At 63.9% G+C, this 17,891-nt stretch carries 17 protein-coding genes; 11 read left to right on the top strand and 6 right to left on the bottom strand.

Annotated elements, in window-relative coordinates; translation table 11 throughout:
• Positions 1 to 62 precede the first annotated feature (62 nt).
• Positions 63 to 1,484: an aldehyde dehydrogenase family protein gene (locus BPHY_RS18720; protein WP_012403014.1), complete on the top strand. Its 1,422-nt coding sequence runs from the start codon at positions 63 to 65 to the stop codon at positions 1,482 to 1,484.
• A gap of 274 nt (positions 1,485 to 1,758) precedes the next feature.
• The gene (locus tag BPHY_RS18715) at positions 1,759 to 2,160 is read left to right on the top strand and encodes a hypothetical protein (RefSeq protein ID WP_157686633.1); all 402 of its coding nucleotides are present in this window, start codon (positions 1,759 to 1,761) and stop codon (positions 2,158 to 2,160) included.
• 28 nt (positions 2,161 to 2,188) lie between these two features.
• On the opposite strand, the gene BPHY_RS18710 is transcribed toward BPHY_RS18715, so the two are convergent.
• From BPHY_RS18710 to BPHY_RS42580, 4 genes are all read right to left on the bottom strand, one after another.
• Positions 2,189 to 2,743 carry a hypothetical protein gene (locus BPHY_RS18710; RefSeq protein ID WP_012403012.1) on the bottom strand — a complete coding sequence of 185 codons (555 nt, stop codon included), beginning with the start codon at positions 2,741 to 2,743 and terminating at the stop codon, positions 2,189 to 2,191.
• 105 nt (positions 2,744 to 2,848) lie between these two features.
• Positions 2,849 to 3,202 carry a gamma-glutamylcyclotransferase family protein gene (locus BPHY_RS18705; RefSeq protein WP_012403011.1) on the bottom strand — a complete coding sequence of 118 codons (354 nt, stop codon included), beginning with the start codon at positions 3,200 to 3,202 and terminating at the stop codon, positions 2,849 to 2,851.
• Positions 3,203 to 3,289: 87 nt separating this feature from the next.
• The gene (locus BPHY_RS18700; protein ID WP_012403010.1) at positions 3,290 to 3,910 is read right to left on the bottom strand and encodes a lysozyme inhibitor LprI family protein; all 621 of its coding nucleotides are present in this window, start codon (positions 3,908 to 3,910) and stop codon (positions 3,290 to 3,292) included.
• 12 nt (positions 3,911 to 3,922) lie between these two features.
• Entirely contained in the window at positions 3,923 to 4,069 is a 147-nt protein-coding gene (locus BPHY_RS42580; RefSeq protein WP_167538881.1) for a hypothetical protein, read from the bottom strand.
• A 228-nt stretch (positions 4,070 to 4,297) separates the two neighbouring features.
• Between BPHY_RS42580 and BPHY_RS18695 the strand changes: the two genes are divergently transcribed.
• Positions 4,298 to 4,801, top strand: a complete 504-nt coding sequence (locus BPHY_RS18695; protein WP_012403009.1) for a GNAT family N-acetyltransferase — start codon at positions 4,298 to 4,300, stop codon at positions 4,799 to 4,801.
• Positions 4,802 to 5,156: 355 nt separating this feature from the next.
• Positions 5,157 to 7,499, top strand: a complete 2,343-nt coding sequence (locus tag BPHY_RS18690; protein ID WP_012403008.1) for a bifunctional diguanylate cyclase/phosphodiesterase — start codon at positions 5,157 to 5,159, stop codon at positions 7,497 to 7,499.
• Positions 7,500 to 7,539: 40 nt separating this feature from the next.
• Here the strand turns inward: BPHY_RS18690 and mnmH are convergent, their stop codons facing one another.
• A complete protein-coding gene (gene mnmH / locus BPHY_RS18685; RefSeq protein WP_041765103.1) occupies positions 7,540 to 8,586 on the bottom strand; it encodes a tRNA 2-selenouridine(34) synthase MnmH in 1,047 nt (348 codons plus the stop codon).
• 243 nt (positions 8,587 to 8,829) lie between these two features.
• Here mnmH and BPHY_RS18680 point away from each other — a divergent pair, with 243 nt between their 5' ends.
• A complete protein-coding gene (locus BPHY_RS18680) occupies positions 8,830 to 9,438 on the top strand; it encodes a CBS domain-containing protein (RefSeq protein WP_012403006.1) in 609 nt (202 codons plus the stop codon).
• A 5-nt stretch (positions 9,439 to 9,443) separates the two neighbouring features.
• On the opposite strand, the gene cobA is transcribed toward BPHY_RS18680, so the two are convergent.
• Positions 9,444 to 10,208, bottom strand: a complete 765-nt coding sequence (cobA, locus tag BPHY_RS18675) for a uroporphyrinogen-III C-methyltransferase (RefSeq protein WP_012403005.1) — start codon at positions 10,206 to 10,208, stop codon at positions 9,444 to 9,446.
• Positions 10,209 to 10,605: 397 nt separating this feature from the next.
• On the opposite strand from cobA, the gene BPHY_RS18670 reads away from it, so the two are divergent.
• The 6 genes from BPHY_RS18670 (at position 10,606) to BPHY_RS18645 (ending at position 17,842) form a co-directional block, all read left to right on the top strand.
• A complete protein-coding gene (locus BPHY_RS18670; RefSeq protein WP_012403004.1) occupies positions 10,606 to 11,496 on the top strand; it encodes an SMP-30/gluconolactonase/LRE family protein in 891 nt (296 codons plus the stop codon).
• Between the two features lie 175 nt (positions 11,497 to 11,671).
• A complete protein-coding gene (locus BPHY_RS18665; protein ID WP_041765100.1) occupies positions 11,672 to 12,694 on the top strand; it encodes a LacI family DNA-binding transcriptional regulator in 1,023 nt (340 codons plus the stop codon).
• A gap of 155 nt (positions 12,695 to 12,849) precedes the next feature.
• Complete coding sequence (locus tag BPHY_RS18660) at positions 12,850 to 14,646, top strand: IlvD/Edd family dehydratase (protein WP_012403002.1); 1,797 nt, start codon at positions 12,850 to 12,852, stop codon at positions 14,644 to 14,646.
• A gap of 56 nt (positions 14,647 to 14,702) precedes the next feature.
• A complete protein-coding gene (locus BPHY_RS18655) occupies positions 14,703 to 15,893 on the top strand; it encodes a fumarylacetoacetate hydrolase family protein (protein ID WP_012403001.1) in 1,191 nt (396 codons plus the stop codon).
• A 510-nt stretch (positions 15,894 to 16,403) separates the two neighbouring features.
• On the top strand, positions 16,404 to 17,255 hold the full coding sequence (locus tag BPHY_RS18650; protein ID WP_012403000.1) for a hypothetical protein: 852 nt from the start codon (positions 16,404 to 16,406) through the stop codon (positions 17,253 to 17,255).
• Positions 17,256 to 17,401: 146 nt separating this feature from the next.
• Positions 17,402 to 17,842: a PRC-barrel domain-containing protein gene (locus BPHY_RS18645; protein ID WP_012402999.1), complete on the top strand. Its 441-nt coding sequence runs from the start codon at positions 17,402 to 17,404 to the stop codon at positions 17,840 to 17,842.
• The last annotated feature ends 49 nt before the right edge of the window (positions 17,843 to 17,891 follow it).

Raw genomic sequence — 17,891 nt, 5'->3', positions numbered from 1 at the left:
TAGTCGGTTCAATGGTGCGCCGCTATCTTTATGCCATCGGAAGCACGTCACGGAATACGCAGATGTACACAATCGACAGAATCTATATCGACGGCGCGTTCGTCACGCCGCACGGCGAAGAGTGGTTCGATCTCTTCAACCCTGCCACCGAACGCGTGACAGGCCGCGTGCGCCTCGCCGACGCGAAAGACGCGCGCGATGCGATCGCGGCAGCGAAGCGCGCGTTTCCGGCGTTTGCTCGCACGAGCCAACGCGCCCGAATCGACATGCTCAGGCGCATGCATGCCGCCGTCGTCGCGAAAGAGGACGAGCTTTACGAGGCGATCATCGAGGAATATGGTGCGCCCGTTTCGCGTGGGCGCTGGATGGCGCAGCATGCAAGCAATGTGCTGAGTGAAGCGGCGAGGGCGTTGGAGCAGTACGGGTTCACGCGCCAGGCGGGTACGGCCGAAGTGGTGATGCAGCCGCTTGGCGTCGCGGGACTGATCACGCCCTGGAACAGCAATGCGGGCTTCATCTGCGGCAAGCTCGCAGCGGCGCTGGCGGCGGGCTGCACGGCCGTCGTCAAGCCGAGCGAAATGAGCGCGCTGCAGACGCAGATCGTCACGCAGGCGCTGCACGACGCGGATTTGCCGCCCGGCGTGTTCAACATCGTTACGGGGCGCGGCGATTCCGTGGGTGCGCAGATCAGCTCGCATCCGGATGTCGCGAAGATTTCGTTCACGGGATCGACGGCGGTCGGCAAGACCATTCTGCGCACGGGCGCCGACACGCTCAAGCGCGTGACGCTGGAGCTGGGCGGTAAGTCGCCCGTCGTCGTGCTCGACGATGCCGAGTTCGCGCAGGCCGTGCCGCTCGCGATTCAGGCGGGCTTCATGAACAGCGGCCAGGCGTGCATCGCGGGCACGCGCATTCTCGTGCCGCGTCCGCGTCTGGCGGAGTTCGAAGCGCTCGTGCGCGACGAAGTGGCGCGCACTCAATCGGGCGATCCGCGCGATCCACGCACGACCGTTGGTCCGATGGTCAGCCAGAAGCAATGGGAGCGCGTGCAGCGCTATATCCGTATCGGCATCGACGAAGGCGCGCGTCTGATCGCGGGCGGCGAAGGGCGTCCCGACGGTGTCGCCGCAGGCTGGTTTATCCGGCCGACGGTCTTCAGCGACGTGACCAACGACATGACGATTGCGCGCGAAGAAATTTTCGGCCCCGTGCTGGCGATCATCGCGTATGACGATGTCGAACAGGCCGTCGCGATAGCGAACGATACGAACTACGGCTTGCAGGCGTACGTGTTCTCGCAGGACACGACGCGTGCGCGGGACGTGGCGTCGCGCATCGAAGCGGGGCGCGTGCTCGTCAACACGCTGGCGCACGAGCCCGCCGCGCCGTTCGGCGGGTTCAAGCAGTCGGGCATCGGGCGCGAGTACGGCACCTATGGAATCGAAGCGTTTCTCGAACCGAAGGCGGTGCTCGGCGTGCTTTGAGCGTGACGTGTGGCGCCGAAAGCGGGCGGTGAAGGACGGTTCGTCTTTCGCCGCCTTTCCTTTTTTGTCTCGTGCTGGAAGTGCGTTAGCGCAGCATGCATCGACTGGGCGGAGCGCGGCGCGGGTTGCCGCGCCGTATCGATCCAGCGCGCATCTGATACATGAAAGCGTGAGTAAGCGAGCGTTGCGCGGCGGCACTCCCATCACGTGGGACGCGTTGATATCGTCTCGACATCTTCCTTACTCAACGGCCGCGTCATATCTGCCGAACGCCATGATCTCGCTGAAACGACTTTCCAGTCTGGCCGCGCTCGTCTCGCTGACCTTTGCGGCTCACGCGCAAGTGCCGCCATCGTCCGGTCTTCCGCCGCCGCACGACGGTCCGGCAAACGACAGTCCGCCGCCGCATGGTCCCGGCTTTGCGGCCGTCAACGATCTCGAACATCTGCAGCGTCTCTACGACATAAGCGGGCGCGATTCCGAGATGAACGCGGTCTATCACGACGTACTGTCGAAAACGCGCGATCCCGCGCTACGTCATTATGTGTACGTCGCGCTGGCGCGCAACCAGCTGAAGCCCGCGAATGTCGATCAGGCGATCGACACGATCCGCAGGAGCCTCGACGAAGATATCGAAGCGCTCGACAAGCGCGCCGCCCCGCCTGCCCGGCGCTAAACGTTTGCTTTACAGGCCGCTGCTCGTCTCATACGAGCAGCGAAATCAGGCCGCCGATCGTCAGTCCGGCGGCGAGCCATTTGCCTGCCGAGTAGAAGCCGTTGCGCTCGTCCTTCGGCTGATCGGGCCGCTCGAGTCCAAGTGCGCCGTACGCGAATGCCTTCACGGGCGACACGTCGGACGGCGTTGCGTCGTCGCTGGCCGTCGTGCCGCCGGCGGGCTCGCCGCCCTCGATGCCGTCGGCGCCGTCTATGTCCGCCGTGTCCACATCGGTATCCAGATCCGTGTCGGCGTCCAGGTCCGCGTCTGCCGCCGCCGATGCGTTCGCGCTCGCGTTGCTCTTGTGAACCACGCTATCCGCTCGCTGCATGCGAGACACCGCCGTCGCGCCCGCGGGCGAAATGCTGACCGTCACGCCGGGCTGCGCGGCCTGGCTCGCCGCATCCTGTTTCGCATCGTTTTGTTCGCTGCGAGGTGCGCTGCCTGCCGCGGATTGCGCGACTGCAGCCGATGCTTCGCCGGACACGGAAGCGCGATGCGTCGACGGCGTGGATGCCATCCCATATCCGACACTGCTTACCATTGCACGCCTCCTTCAGTCGCGAATTCCAGTTGCACTGATGGCGCTAACGTCCGCTTGCTCGCACAACTTGATGTCTCGTAAGGCCCCGTAAGCAAGCAGGGCGCATCAGGCGGCGATATACACCCATGCGTCGATGCCGGATTTCAGCGTGACGAGCACGCGCTTGTAGTCCGCCACTTCGTATTCGTCGGCGGCCGTCAGTTCCTCGGGAGTGATCTCGAAGACGGTGCCTGCCACTTCGTCAGCGGGATTGCCGCTCGGGCGCACGACGGGATGGTGCGTCTTGCCGCTGATCTCGACGACTTTCGGATCGGCGATGGCAAGCAGTGTCAGCGCGTAGCCGGGCAGCGCGTCCGCATGGCCGGCGAGTTCGCGGCCGAAGCTCGAAATCTGCACGTTGCGGTCCTGCAGCGTGCCGTACGAGAAGAGATGAACGATCGGGGTATCGGGCGTGTTCAAGTGGCGCTCCTCGAATGACAGGGTCGGACAAGCGGTCAGTCTACCGTCGCAGCCTTCCACGTGCCTTCGACCGCCGCGTTCGCTGTTTCAGAAAGATTCGGAAAGCACGTTCGGCGCTTGCTTGCGGGCGCCGCCGTCCGTGGGAGGCGGCGCGATCATCGCGACGCCGCAAAACCAGCCATCCGTAGCAGGACCGTGCGTTTGCCATTGCGCGTGCTTTTCGAGGACGCTGCTGCATTGGACGGGCGGCACGAGGTCTTGCGTCGTGGCCGTGCACTGCTGGACGTCCCGCGCGAACGCTTGCGATTCGAATGCCTTGCGTTTGGCCGATGGCTTGCTGACAGCCGCGAGATCGCTATCGACGGGGCGCGCCTGCTCTTCGCCCGGCGCGGGTTTGCGCAGGTGCTCGCGGATTTCCCCGATGCGCGTCGAGTACCAGTCTGTCAGGCACGCGACGTCCTTGCAGTTCTCTTCTCGCCACGTCCATTTGCTGTCGCTGTCGCGTCGATAGGCGCGGCGGTCGGCGGTCTGTTTCAGTGCGAGCCTGAACAGCTTGCCGAGCTCGTCGTCGGCTTTGGAGAGGCCGGCGTCATGGCAGATCAGCGTCTCTGCCGTCGAATGCGCGATAGCGCAATTGAAGCTGGTGGCGTGCGCACTCGACATTGCGAGCAGGCCGAGCGCGGCGAGCATGGTTCGGTTGAGCTTCATCGGATGCCGAAGTCAGTGACATGCGATGGCGCACGTGACGGCGCTGAGGCTGGCAGCCGCGCCGACCAGTCCGCCGAGCATGAAAGTCTGAAGCGATGTCGCGCATCCCTGCAGACACAGCACGGCCGCCAGCAGAATGGAAACGATGGTAAAGCGCATTGGCCCCTCGATGCAGATAGTCTCGACCTGCAAGCATAGGTGCCGCGTGCGCGCGCATTCGCGCGAGCAACGGGCGATAAAGCCGATTGCTTACGGGAGGTTGCCGCGTGAAAAGATGTGGAAGATATCGCTCTTTGTCCGGCCATGCACAAACGTTCAAGACACGCTGTTTGCGCGCGCGCTACGCTGCACGCCGTACGATTGATCCGGTATGGATGCGAGGGCGACATGACCACTTCATTTACTCCAGTAACGCCCAATCAAGTAGTGCCGCGGATTCGCGAAGCCGTGTTGCCGGCCGATGCCGGGCCTCTCGTCGCGATCATTCGCGAGTACGTGCGCTGGCTCGACATGGATCTGTCGTATCGCGGTTTCGAAGAGGAAATGCAGTCGTTCGAACAGACGTACACATGGCCCTCCGGTGTGTTTTTCATTGCGCAAGCGGACGGCGAACTGGCAGGCTGCGGCGGACTGCTGCGTCATTCGGACGAGGTCGCGGAAGTCAAACGCCTTTACGTGCGGCCCGCATATCGCGGTCTGGCGCTCGGAGAACAACTGATGATGCGCGTGATCGGCAAAGCAAGATCATCGGGCTATGCAAAGCTCGTATTGGATTCCGTACCGCAAACTGCATTCGCACAACGGTTGTACGAGCGGCTGGGCTTCACTGAAACGGCGCCGTACTATACGAATGCCGTCGCGGGAACGCGCTTTCTCGAACTCAGGTTGTGAACGGGTTATGAACGCGTGCAGCGCTAAAGACCATCACGTCTGCAAGAAAACCATGTCGTCGACAAACGCACTGCTTCTTCACCGTCCGTGCAGCGCTGGCTCGAATCGCAGCGGCCGCCGCTATAGCGCGCAAGGTTGAAGGGTGACATGTCCCACATAAAGGGAATCGACGGTTGCATCCGCAACGTGATTCGCATCGGATATGCAAACCATCAAGCGCAGGAGCATCGAATGTCAAATGAGTCGATGTTCAGGAAATTGACTCTTCGCGGGTGCAAATTGATCTGAAGTATTAATCTCAGGCCTTTACTGCCGTTATACACGGGCAAAGTGACCGGAACTGGCCTGATAGACAATGCTTTTCTCCCCGACGGAACAGACGTCCGACGCCGGATTTAGAAGCCGGTTTCACCGACGTTCGCTGGAACACCAGCGCCCCCTTTCTACCGTGACGATGGCGTTTACCGTCGTCGCCTTCATCATTTTCGTGTGTGCGCGCAGCCTCGTCGCGGGACCGGCTGTGCCGCTCGTATGGCGGCTGGCGTGCGCGCTCGTCCTTGCGTTGCTGGTCGCCGCGATTCCGCGCACGCGGCGGATCTGGGTCTTCGGCGGCATTGGTGTTGCGTACACCCTCGTGCTGCTGGCGGGGCTCGCGGTCAACGTCGCCGGACTCGACGAGCCGCTGCTGTGGGCGTTGCCCGCGATAGTCGTGGTTTCCGTCTGCGCCGCACCATTGTGGCTGACGCCGGCGCACTTCTGCATCGGCACTGCACTGTTTTACGCGGCGGGCACGCCGTTTTTGCTGAGCCTGCCGCATCCGCACGGCGACGTCAGCGTCGTGTGCTGGATGTGGGTCCTGATCGCGTTGCCGACGGCAGCAGTGTTTCACTTCGGCTTCTACGGGCTCCGCCGCAATCACTTTTTGCTCGAAGACCGGCTCGCGCGCCTCGCCGCCACCGATCCGCTGACTGGCCTGCAAAACCGCCGGGCGTTTCTGGAGCAGGCGGCGCTGCGTTTGTCGTCGCTGGACCCCGGAGCGAAGACGAGCGCGATTTTTCTCGACATCGACTATTTCAAGTCGCTCAACGACCAGTTCGGGCATGCCGTCGGCGATCAGGCGCTGTCGGACGTGGCGCGCGTGCTGAAGGAGATGACGGGGGCGGGAGATATCGTGAGCCGTATCGGCGGCGAAGAATTCGCGCTGTTGCACGGCGCGGCGCTGCGTCCCGCTGTGCAACTCGCCGAAACGCTGCGCGCGGCGATCGGGCGCATTGCGCGGCCGGATGGGCAGTTGGGTGCGAGCTTCGGCGTCGCGGAATACCGGCCGGGCGAGAGCGTGATGGCCCTGCTCGACCGCGCGGACGAAGCGCTTCTGCGCGCGAAGTATTCGGGGCGCAACCGCGTGTGCGCAGAGCGCGCGACGCTCGTCGACCCCGTGCGTCTCGCCAGGACGCACGACGACGCGGACGGCGCGGCATCGCAGCCGGTGCGTCAGCAGTGGGACGATTTCTGGCTGACCTCGCATTTCCAGCCGCTTTACAGCCTCTCGCACCAGAAGCAGGTCGGCTTCGAGGCGCTGTTGCGCGGCGAGCGCGAGGACGGCGCGCAGGTGCCGCCCGCCGTGCTGTTTTCGCCGAAGCCGTTCACCGATCAGGGCGAACTGGACCGCGTGAGTCACGCGCTGCACCTCGGCAATGCGCGCCGCCTGATTCCCGACGATGCATGGGTGTTCCTGAACATTCTGCCATCGACATTCGTCGCCGACGGCTACCCCGATCAGCTCGCGCAGATCGCGCGTTCAGCGGGAATTTCCGCAGGGCGCGTAGTGCTCGAACTGCTGGAGTCGCACGGCGGCAGCGTCGACGAGATGTCGCGTGTGGCTAGCCAGTATCGCGACCACGGCTTCCTGATCGCCGTTGACGATTTCGGTGCAGGGCATTCGAATCTCGATCGTCTGCTGCGCATCCGGCCCGATCTGGTCAAGCTGGACGGCGAGCTGATTCGCGCGAAGAGCCACGGCGCGGACCAGCCCATTTTGCCGAAGCTGGTGTCGTTGCTGCACCAGGCGGGGATGCTCGTGGTCGTCGAAGGCGTCGAGACGACGGAGCAGCTGATCCTCGCGGTCGAATCGAACGTCGATTTCGCACAGGGCTTTCTGCTGGGCCGTCCGGCGCCGTCCATCACGCCGCCCGATGCCGTGCACCGGCGCATCGATCATGCGTTCGATGTGATCGCGGAGGGGCGTGCGCATCAGCATGCCTTGTTCGAATCGGAAGTGCGTCCCTACCGGCAGGCGCTCGATGCAGGCGTCGATGCATGGCTGAAGGGCACGCCGCTGAAGGATGCGTTCTACGATCTCGCGCAGCTGGAACTCTGTATCAGCTGTTTCGTGCTCGACGATGCGGGGCGGCAGATCGGGCACGAATTGCCGGGCAAGGCATCGGCGATCGACGGTGGATCGCTGCATCCCGTCGCGAATCCCCGGGACGCGCGCTGGGATCATCGGCCGTATTTCCGCAATGCCGTGCTGAAGCCGGGCGTACCGATCACGAGCAGCCCGTATCTGTCGCTCGCAAGCGGCAGGCCGTGTATTGCCGTGACCGTCGCGTTGCAGTCGGAGGGCGGACGCTGCGTGGTCGGCGCGGAACTGGACTGGTCGCTGCAAAGGCTGCCCTGGCCGACGGCCGAGCATTGGTGACGCCCTGCGCATCGAAACGCTGAAAACGGCCGAAGCGGCGTCAGCGCAGGCGGGCGAGCAGTGCGCAGGCCTGCTCGTGGAGATCGGCATCTGTGGGCCGCAGCACAAAATGCGTCGACTCGGGCAACTTCGCAAAATGCTTGCCCGTGCTGCGCGCATACGCGGGGTCGTAGTGCAGATCGATCAACTGCTCGAACAGTTCGACGCGGCGGTCTTCGTCGATCAATTTGTGCCATTCCTCAATGCGCGCGTGGCCGTGCAATTCGACCAGCCGCGCAAGTTGCGACTTGAAGAGCGCGCGGTTGTCGAACAGATGCGCGTAGTCCTGGAGCAGCAAACGGATGCGCTCGTCGCGTTCCGTCTCGACCCGGATGCAGGTGCCGCGATGGATCTGTTCCGTCAATGAGACAGGCAGCGCGATTGCGCCGATACGGCGGCTTTCCGCTTCGACGAATACCGGCTGGTTCGCGTCGAAGCCGCGCAAGGCGCCGATGAGCGCGGTGTCGAACGCTTTCTGCGAGGGCTGCGCCTCATCAGGCAGCATGCCGAGAATCGAGCCGCGGTGGGCGGCGAGCGCTTCGAGATCCAGCGTTTGCGCGTCGGCGCCCGCCAGCGCGTTCAGGAGCCGCGTCTTGCCGCTGCCCGTGTGGCCCGCGAGCACGATGTAACGGAACTGCTGCGGCAGGGTTTCGAGCAGTTCGACCACGCTGCGGCGATAGGTCTTGTAGCCGCCATCGAGTTGGCGCGCGCGCCAGCCGATCAGATTGAACCATGTCGTCATCGAGCCGGAGCGTTTGCCGCCGCGCCAGCAATAGACGAGCGGGCGCCAGTTGCGCGGACGGTCCGCGAAGGTCGTTTCGAGGTGCGCGGCGATGTTGCGCGACACCATCGCCGCGCCTTGCCGGGTCGCTTCGAACGGCGACACCTGCTTGTACATCGTGCCGATAATCACGCGCTCTTCATTGGACAATACGGGCGCGTTGATTGCGCCGGGAATATGGTCTTCGGCGAATTCGAGCGGCGTGCGGACGTCGACGATTTCATCGAAATCCGCGATCTGGTCGAGCGGGGCGAGAAGCGATTTCAAGGGCAGGAGCAAGGAGCGGTCGCGGCGCGACGTAAGCTCGATTATCGCATGCAAGGGCCGTTCTCCCGTTCGCCCACACGACCGGGCGCCGCCAGCAAATAGCTCACGTTATGATGTAAAGTAACGGAAAGCGATGTAAGCGGCCGACGTGCTCCGCGCTACGGCAGCGCAGCGGGAACCGCGGGCGCGCATCGCCGCAATAAGTGTTTCATGCACGTTCGACCGTCACCGCGGAGGCGGAACATGTCAATTTCGTCGGTATTGCATTGGTGTTTCGGAGCCCAGCAGCATGTCGGACGGGATCACGGCCGTAGCGACGGCACTGACAGCCCGGACGACGCTGAGCGCTGCTCGCCGCAGGACGAACGGCGGGCGCTGCTCGGCGAACTGCAACGGCAGGCCTATCTGCACGAACTGTTGCGGCTCACCTGCGCAGATGTGATGCGTACGCCGCCCGTTACCGTTTCCGTCGACGAAACCATCGGTGGCGCATTGAAAACGCTCGACGCTCACCATATCAAGCTGCTGCCCGTGGTCGACACGCATGGGCGGCTCAAAGGCGTCGTCACGCATGTCGATCTGCAGCCGCTCGACGAAGTGCTGCCGTTTCTGAAACTCGCGTCCGACACGACCGCGCCCGAAAGCGAACGGCGCGAGTGGCCCGTCACGACCGTGATGTCGGCCCACGTCCGGTACGTCGACGTGCTGACGCCGCTCACGGAAATCATTCCGCTCTTCACGACGAACGGCCATCATCATTTGCCCGTGGTGGAAGAGGGCGGGCGCGTGGTCGGCATGCTGACTCAAGCCGACATCCTGAAGCTGATGTGCGGCCGTCCCGGCGGCATTTGAGCGAGTCAGGCGCTCAATCGCTGCAGCATCGGTTCGCTGCGCGCGGACACTTGCGCCATTGCCTCGCCGATCGCGCCGCCGACGAGGATCACAGCCGGGCTGGCAACGTGCTGCTCCGCCGCGCACGCGGCGATGTCGCCGAGCGTCGCACACAGCCGTTTCTCGCGAGAGGTGCCTGCCCACTGCACGACGGCAGCGGGCGTATCGGGCGTGAGTGTCCTGCTCAATGCTTCGCTGATGCTGTCGATACGGCTCGCGCCCATGTAGATTGCCAGCGTCATGCCCGTGGCCGCGAGCGCCGCCCAGTCGGGCTCGGTGTTGTCGCGCAGATGCGCCGTGACGAAGATCACGCCCTGGCAATGATCGCGATGCGTGAGCGACACGCCGAGCGCTGCCGCTGCCGCAAAGCCGGACGAAATACCGTTGACGATTTCCACGGCGATGCCCGCGTGCCGCAGGTCGGCAATTTCTTCCCCGGCGCGGCCGAATAGCAGCGCATCGCCACCTTTGATGCGCACGACGTGCTTGCCTTGCAGTGCATAACGGCGCATCAGGCGCTGGATGAACGCCTGCGGCGTCGACTTGCAGCCGCCGCGTTTGCCGACCTTGACGACGCGCGCATGCGCGGACTTCAGCGTTGTGATCTCTTCGTTCACGAGGTCGTCGATCAGCAGCACGTCGCCTGCCGCGATGGCCTTCGCCGCCCTGAAGGTCAGCAGATCGAGGTCGCCAGGCCCTGCGCTGACAAGAGTGACTTTGCCCGTGTTCATCCGTTTCTCCATCGTCGATTGCTGGTCGCCAACGCAAACGGCGTCCCGTCCGTGCATGCACGAAGGGGACGCCGCTGTCCTGACCGATGCTGTGTTCCAGCGCGCGCGTTGCCGCGCCCGTTTGTGATTCGATGCCGGCGCCTTTGCCGGCGCAGCACTCAACGCAAGAACGGGGCCAACGCATACGAGCCCGGTGAACGCCCTGTTTTTTCGTATGCCCGCTTCCGTTGGATGCGCGACTGCACTACCACTGTGCGGCGGCGCACCACGAGCGCGCCCGGCGCATCGCGCTGCTCCGGCGGATTCGAGCCGCGAGCTCAGCGCGCACCCGAATGTCTGCTACTGTTTCGTGGGTGCGCCCGCGCCCTTCGCGCCGCCAGCAGAGAGGACAGTCATCATGCAGACATTGGAGTGTGTGTTGCCCGCCGCCGCCGCGCTCGGCGAATGCCCGCGCTGGGACGAACGCCGCGCGAAGCTGTGGTGGGTGGACATCCAGGCGCCCGCGCTGCACGCCTTCGATCCGAAGACGGGGCAGGACACGATGCTGCCGATGCCTGAGAACATCGGCTGCTTTTCCCTGACGGAGGACGACGGTTTCATCGCCGGCATGCGCACGGGCATTTTTCTGCTCGACGCAAAAGGGCAGGTCGTGCGCAAGCTCTGCGCGAACCCGGAGAACCCCGCGACAAGCCGCTTCAACGATGGCCGTTGCGACGCGCACGGGCGCTTCTGGCTAGGCACGCTCGACGAGCCGAAGGCGGGCAACGCGGCAGCGCTCTACTGCTATGGAAACGGCGCGTTGACGAAGGTCGACGCCGGCTTGCTGACGTCGAACGGCATGGCGTTCAGCCCCGACTACCGCTGGTGCTATCACTCGGACACGCCGCGCTTCACCATCTACCGCCATTCGTACGATGTCGACAGCGGCGAGGTCGGACCGCGCGAAGAGTGGGTGAAATTCGAGCCGACGCCGACGGATCGCGGGCGTCCCGATGGCGCATCGGTGGATAGCGAGGGGTTTTATTGGGCGGCGTTGTACGAAGGAGGGCGCGTCGTGCGGATCTCGCCTGACGGCAAAGTGGTCGAAACGCATCCGCTCGCCGCACGCTGTCCGACCATGTGTACGTTCGGCGGCGACGATCTGCGCACGCTCTACGTGACGACGGCGCGCCAGGGGCGTTCCGCGGAAGAGCTCGAACAGTATCCGCAGTCCGGTGCCGTGTTTGCAATGCGTGTGTCAGTGCCGGGGCTGATCGAAAAACGCAGCGCGTTGCGTGTCGCGGATTGATGCCGCGCGCTGCATCGATCGCGGATGTGATCGAGCACGGGCGTGGCGCGCGTGGTGCTGCCGTTATCATATGCGCCTGTCCACGAACGCGACCGCACCCATCGGCATGTCGAGCACTCCACGCACCGCAAAGCGCGCCTCCGAGGCGCGCAGCCCGCTCGCGGCCCCGCCGCGCATGTCCGACGTCGCGGCGCTCGCGGGCGTATCGAAGATGACGGTGTCGCGCGTGCTGGCGGGGCGCGGCGTCGCAGCCGCCACGCGCGAGCGCGTGCAGCGGGCAATCGACCAGCTCGGCTATGTCGCGGATGCTGCGGCAGGCGCACTGTCTTCGGGGCGCTCGGCCTTTGCCGCCGTGCTCGTGCCGTCGCTGGCCAGTTCCAACTTCTCCGATACCGTGCGCGGACTTACGGCCGCATTGGAGCCGCACGGCCTGCAGTTGCTGATCGGCGATACCGACTACGACCTCGAACGCGAAGAACGGCTCGTACGTTCGATGCTGCGCCATCAGCCGCGCTGCATTGCGTTGACGGGCGCGCAGCACACGTCCGCGACGCGCGAACTGCTGGTGCGCGCAGGCGTGCCCGTCGTCGAAATGTGGGATCTGCCTGCGTTGCCCATCGATGCGGCTGTCGGTTTTTCCAATGCGAAAGCGGCGCGCGAGATGGTGCGGTATCTGGCCGGGCGCGGCTATCGGCGCATCGGCTTCATCGGCGGCGCGAGCGAGTTGGACCGGCGCGGACTCGAACGGCTCAAGGGCTATCGGCAGGAAGTGAAGGCGCAGGGTATGAGCGAACGTGTCGTGCGTCTGGGCGATTCGCCCATCACGATGCGTCACGGCGCGCCCGCACTCGATGCGCTGCTGCAGCGATGGCCCGACACGGACGCCGTGATGTGCGTGAGCGATATGTCCGCGTTCGGCGCGATCATGCAATGCCGTCGGCGCGGCCTGTCGGTGCCCGCCGACATTGCCGTCGCGGGGTTCGGCAATTTCGAGGTCGCTGAATGCTGCACGCCGACCATCACGACAATTTCCGTCGACGCATACGGCATCGGCACGCGCACGGGCGAAACGCTGCTCGCCGCGCTCCGCGAGAACGACGGCGCGAACGGTATGCCGCGTCGCGCAATGTCCACACGCACGCCCGCTCGCAACAGCGTGAAAATCGACTACACCGTCATTGCGCGAGAAAGCGCCTGACTCACCGCTTGTCGGCCCCGCTTCCCGGCGTTCCATGCCCGCGGCAGCCGTGCTACCATGATCGGATGTTACCGATAACGTCCGCTGCATGTCGCGTGTTTTGCGCGTGCATCGATGAGCTGGTGTGACGGCACACGCCTATATGGAGACACGGTATGACGGACAGGACGCAAGCGTCGGCGGGTCGTCGTCTGCGCAGCCAGGAATGGTTCGACGACCCTTCGCACGCGGACATGACGGCGCTGTATGTCGAGCGCTTCATGAACTACGGCCTCACGCGTGAAGAGCTGCAATCGGGCCGGCCGATCATCGGCATCGCGCAGACGGGCAGCGACCTCGCGCCGTGCAACCGCCATCACATCGAACTCGCGGAGCGCACGAAGGCGGGCATTCGCGACGCGGGCGGCATCCCGATGGAATTTCCCGTGCATCCGCTTGCCGAACAGAGCCGCCGGCCAACGGCCGCGCTCGATCGCAATCTCGCTTATCTCGGTCTCGTCGAAATACTGCATGGGTTTCCGCTCGACGGCGTCGTGCTCACCACCGGCTGCGACAAGACCACGCCTGCGTGCCTGATGGCCGCCGCGACGGTCGACCTGCCCGCTATCGTCCTGTCGGGCGGCCCCATGCTCGACGGCTGGTATCAAGGCAAACGCGTCGGCTCCGGCACCGTTATCTGGCATGCCCGCAATCTGCTGGCGGCCGGTGAGATCGACTACGAAGGCTTCATGGAACTGACGACGGCCTCGTCGCCTTCCATCGGGCACTGCAACACAATGGGCACCGCGCTGTCGATGAACAGCCTCGCGGAAGCGCTCGGCATGTCGCTGCCCGGCTGCGCGAGCATTCCCGCTGCGTATCGCGAGCGCGGGCAGATGGCGTATGCTACGGGCAAGCGCATTGTCGCGATGGTTCGCGAAGATCTGAAGCCATCCCACGTCATGACGAAAGAGGCGTTCGAGAATGCGATCGTCGTTGCGTCGGCGCTGGGCGCATCGAGCAACTGTCCGCCGCATCTGATCGCGATTGCGCGGCATATCGGCGTGGAGCTGAGTCTGGCCGACTGGCAGCGGGTCGGCGAGCAGGTGCCCCTGCTCGTCAATTGCATGCCGGCGGGCGAATATCTCGGCGAGGGTTTTCATCGCGCGGGCGGCGTGCCCGCCGTGCTGCACGAACTGAAACGCGCCGGCCTCATTCACGAATCGTGCATCACGGTGTCGGGCCGCACGATCGGCGATATCGCGACGGATGCCGCGACGGGTGATCGCGACGTGATCCGCACGGCAGAAGAGCCGCTCAAGCATGGCGCGGGCTTTATCGTGCTGTCCGGCAACTTCTTCGACAGCGCGATCATGAAGATGTCGGTGGTCGGCGACGCGTTCCGGCAGACGTATCTGAGCGAACCCGGCAGCGAGAACACGTTCGAGACGCGCGCGATCGTCTTCGACGGCCCCGAGGACTATCACGCACGTATCAACGATCCTTCGCTGAAGATCGACGAGCACTGCATGCTGATCATTCGCGGCGTGGGCCCGGTCGGTTATCCCGGCAGCGCGGAAGTGGTCAACATGGCGCCGCCCGCGGATCTCGTGCGCAAGGGCATCACGTCGCTGCCCTGCATGGGCGACGGGCGGCAGAGCGGTACGTCGGCGAGTCCGTCCATTCTCAACATGTCGCCGGAAGCGGCTGTAGGCGGCGGCCTTGCGCTGCTGCGCACGAACGACCGGATTCGTGTCGATCTGAACGCGCGAAGCGTGCAACTGCTTGTCGACGATGAAGAACTCGAACGGCGCCGCGCCAGCATGAAGTTCGACGTTCCGCCTGCGCAAACGCCGTGGCAGGAGCTGTATCGTCAGACGGTCGGTCAGCTGTCGACGGGCGGCTGCCTCGAACCTGCAACGCTCTATCTGAAAGTCATCGCCGAACGAGGCAATCCGCGTCACTCGCATTGAAGGTGTTTGCGTAATTGGCGCGCGCACTCGTCTAACGAACATTGGAGACCCGCTTCATGACAGCATCGACCCAACTGACGGCAGCGAACTATCTACCCGACGACCTCGGCCATGCGCTGCTGATCGGCCGCGTGTGGCGCAAGACGGATCATCATGAAGGACCGTGCGTCGTGGCCGTGCGTAACGGCGACGTGTACGACATCACGTCGAGCGCGCCGACCACGGCCGATCTGTTCGAACGCGACGATGCCGTCGACGTTGCACGCAACGCACCGGGCGAACGCCTTTGCAGCGCAGCCGAACTGATCGCGGCGAACCTTGCGAACGACGCCTCGGCGACGCTGCGTCTGCTCGCACCGTGCGACGTCCAGCCGATCAAGGCATGCGGCGTCACGTTCGCGGTGAGTCTGATCGAGCGCGTGATCGAAGAGCAGGCGGGCGGCGATCCCGCGAAGGCCGAAGAAGTGCGGCAGACGATTGCAACGGTGATCGGCACGGATCTGTCGAAGGTCAAGCCCGGCTCGGACGCGGCGGCGCGTCTGAAAGCGGAGCTCGAACGTCGCGGCGCGTGGTCGCAATACATGGAAGTGGGCATCGGCCCGGACGCGGAAGTGTTTTCGAAGTCGCAGCCGATGTCGTCCGTGGGCTTCGGCGCCGACGTCGGGCTGCTCGCGGCATCCACCTGGAACAATCCCGAGCCGGAGATCGTGCTGGCCGTCAACAGCAAGGCCGTGGTGGTGGGCGCGGCGCTGGGCAACGATGTGAATCTGCGCGATATCGAAGGACGTTCTGCCTTGCTACTCGGCAAATGCAAGGACAACAACGGCTCGTGTTCGATCGGACCGTTCGTGCGTCTGTTCGACGGCGACTTCACGCTCGATGCCGTGCGGCGCGCGAGCGTGTCGCTGCGGGTCGAAGGCGTCGACGACGGTTTTCTGCTCGAAGGCGTGAGCCATATGTCGGAGATCAGCCGCGATCCCGCCGATCTCGTCGCGCAGACATGCGGCAAACATCATCAGTATCCGGACGGCTTCATGCTGTTCCTCGGCACGATGTTTTCGCCGATCAAGGATCGCGATGCGAAGGGCGGCGGCTTTACGCATCACCTCGGCGATATCGTCACGATCTCGACGCCGCAGCTCGGAGCGTTGCGCAACACCGTGCAGCTATGCACCGAGATCACGCCGTGGACGTTCGGCGTGCGTGCGCTTTACGCGAATCTCGTAGCGCGCGGACTGCTCGGCTGAATATTTTTCGGGCGGCTGCACTGCCGCTCTCCATTAGAAGAAGACGTTTGCGAACCGCATTATCGTCCTTCGCAAACGTTCAATTAGTCAGGATCGCGACGTCAGTTGTCGCACGATGACTCTCTCCCCGTTTATATTTCCGGGCTAAAGCCTAAAGGCGGGCAACCGGGCGTCGATATACACGGAAGGGCATGGTGCGGGCAGCGCGTTCGTCGCGTCGACGGGCGTGCCGAATCCATACAAGAACCTGCCGTCGTATTGGAATCAACTGGTGAGCAATGTGCTGGTGATGAAATAGCCAATAAGAACAAGGGCGCTTCGCGCGCCCATGCAGTCGATTGTCAAGTACGCCAGGTGCAGATGTGCCTGGCGTTTTTTTTCGCGCGCGTTGGGCACGTGGGCGCATGTCCTATCACGATGAAGGAATACGCTTAGAATGCGAGCTGAATTGAATGGTGTTCGACACATCGAGGCGCAGCGATAGCGCCCATCGTCAACGGAGAGGATGTTGTGCAAGTTCTGAATCCTGTGCTTGCTTCGGCAAATCGCGTGCTGTCTGCTGTGGGTGTCGCGCTTTGTGTTGCGCTGGCGTCGAGCGGCGGTACGGTGGTCTATGCTGCATCGACTGCCGCGCACAAGGCTAGCGAGCCGAAAGCGTCGAACGAAACGCAAGGCGCGCAACAGACACAGCAAGCGAGCGCCGCGTCCACGCCCGACCGCTTTACGGCCGACGATCCCGTCAAGGTGCGCGACATGTTCGCGAGCCAGATCTCCACGGGCGAGACACATTCGCTCACCGAGCGCATCCGCAAGCTGGCGCGCGAGCCATACGATCGCTTCGTGCATGGTCGTGCGGCGACGGCGGGGAACGCGCAGCGCACGTTCCTGTTCATGATTCCCGCGCCGCACGGCATCCTGTACCGGTCGAGCACGCATATGCTGAGCGTCAACGTGCCGCTTGCAAGCGACGACGATCCCGACGTCATCCAGCTTTATCAGAGCATCGAGGGCCCGCGCGGACGCGGTCTCGTGATCGCACCCGATGCGAAGGCCAAGGGCTTTATCCAGAAAATCGATTCGATCGAACTGGCGACGGCAGGCAAGAAGACGACAGCGCGCGGCCGTCTGAAGCTGCCGCAAGCCAGCTTCGAGCAGGCCGACGACAACTTTGCAATCGTGCTCGTGTGCACGCTCGAACCACCGTATCTGACGGAGACGCGTGAGCACAGCGATCCCACCGACGAAGAGCCCACCGATATCACTCGCCGCACCTCGACGCTGCATGCCAACGTTCAGGCCGTCTGGCTCGTGAACAAGAAGGACAACACGGTGCTCGCAAAAGGATTGCACCTCGCGAAGTAGTGGCCAAGCCCTGCATCGCGCGCCGCCGTGCAGATCCGAAACGGCGCGTGTACCCTTCTGCGACGGTTTCTTTCTGATGAGGTAAGGTGTGTTGCTTCTCACAGCAACGGCAGTTTCTAGCAACATTACACATCGGAGAATAAGCTATGAAAGCAAAATGGGCAGCGGTTTTGATCGCGGCATCGACGTTCGGCGTGATGTCCAGTCAGGCAAGCGCGCAGGTGGCGGGCTCGCAGACCATCGGCGTGAGCGTGGAGCAGGAAGCGATCATCATCAATGGCTGGAGCGCGAAGAAGAGCCTGCTCGGCAAGCCGATCTACAACGAGCAGGGCCAGAAGGTCGGCGTGCTCCATGACATCATCATTGCGCCGGACAACGCAGCGTCGTTCGCAATCGTCGCCGCGCATCAGTTCCTCGGCGTGTCGCAGCATGACGTCGCCGTCCCGCTGTCGCAAATCGACTATTCGAACGGCAAGCTGGTCTGGGCGGGCGCGACAAAGGATGCCGTGAAGGCGATCCCGGCATTCCAGTATGCGAAGGTCCGCGCAACGCCGATGGCTCGCAAGGAATACAGCGAGCATCACTGAGTGCTGAATCAGCTCGCATGAGCGAATCGCAGGAATGAAAAAAAAGCGC

This window comes from Paraburkholderia phymatum STM815, assembly GCF_000020045.1.
GTDB classification, from domain to species: Bacteria; Pseudomonadota; Gammaproteobacteria; order Burkholderiales; family Burkholderiaceae; genus Paraburkholderia; species Paraburkholderia phymatum.
This window is presented reverse-complemented; position numbering and strand designations above follow the sequence as displayed.

What these genes read in the sequence shown, in the direction of transcription:
- BPHY_RS18660 (WP_012403002.1), top strand. Translation starts at nt 12,850, where the DNA reads ATGACGGACAGGACGCAAGCGTCGGCGGGTCGTCGTCTGCGCAGCCAG.
- BPHY_RS18695 (WP_012403009.1), top strand. Translation starts at nt 4,298, where the DNA reads ATGACCACTTCATTTACTCCAGTAACGCCCAATCAAGTAGTGCCGCGG.
- BPHY_RS18700 (WP_012403010.1), bottom strand. Translation starts at nt 3,910, where the DNA reads ATGAAGCTCAACCGAACCATGCTCGCCGCGCTCGGCCTGCTCGCAATG.
- BPHY_RS18710 (WP_012403012.1), bottom strand. Translation starts at nt 2,743, where the DNA reads ATGGTAAGCAGTGTCGGATATGGGATGGCATCCACGCCGTCGACGCAT.
- BPHY_RS18665 (WP_041765100.1), top strand. Translation starts at nt 11,672, where the DNA reads ATGTCCGACGTCGCGGCGCTCGCGGGCGTATCGAAGATGACGGTGTCG.
- BPHY_RS18720 (WP_012403014.1), top strand. Translation starts at nt 63, where the DNA reads ATGTACACAATCGACAGAATCTATATCGACGGCGCGTTCGTCACGCCG.
- BPHY_RS18645 (WP_012402999.1), top strand. Translation starts at nt 17,402, where the DNA reads ATGAAAGCAAAATGGGCAGCGGTTTTGATCGCGGCATCGACGTTCGGC.
- BPHY_RS18655 (WP_012403001.1), top strand. Translation starts at nt 14,703, where the DNA reads ATGACAGCATCGACCCAACTGACGGCAGCGAACTATCTACCCGACGAC.
- BPHY_RS18715 (WP_157686633.1), top strand. Translation starts at nt 1,759, where the DNA reads ATGATCTCGCTGAAACGACTTTCCAGTCTGGCCGCGCTCGTCTCGCTG.
- BPHY_RS18680 (WP_012403006.1), top strand. Translation starts at nt 8,830, where the DNA reads ATGTCAATTTCGTCGGTATTGCATTGGTGTTTCGGAGCCCAGCAGCAT.
- BPHY_RS18670 (WP_012403004.1), top strand. Translation starts at nt 10,606, where the DNA reads ATGCAGACATTGGAGTGTGTGTTGCCCGCCGCCGCCGCGCTCGGCGAA.
- cobA (WP_012403005.1), bottom strand. Translation starts at nt 10,208, where the DNA reads ATGAACACGGGCAAAGTCACTCTTGTCAGCGCAGGGCCTGGCGACCTC.
- BPHY_RS18690 (WP_012403008.1), top strand. Translation starts at nt 5,157, where the DNA reads ATGCTTTTCTCCCCGACGGAACAGACGTCCGACGCCGGATTTAGAAGC.
- BPHY_RS42580 (WP_167538881.1), bottom strand. Translation starts at nt 4,069, where the DNA reads ATGCGCTTTACCATCGTTTCCATTCTGCTGGCGGCCGTGCTGTGTCTG.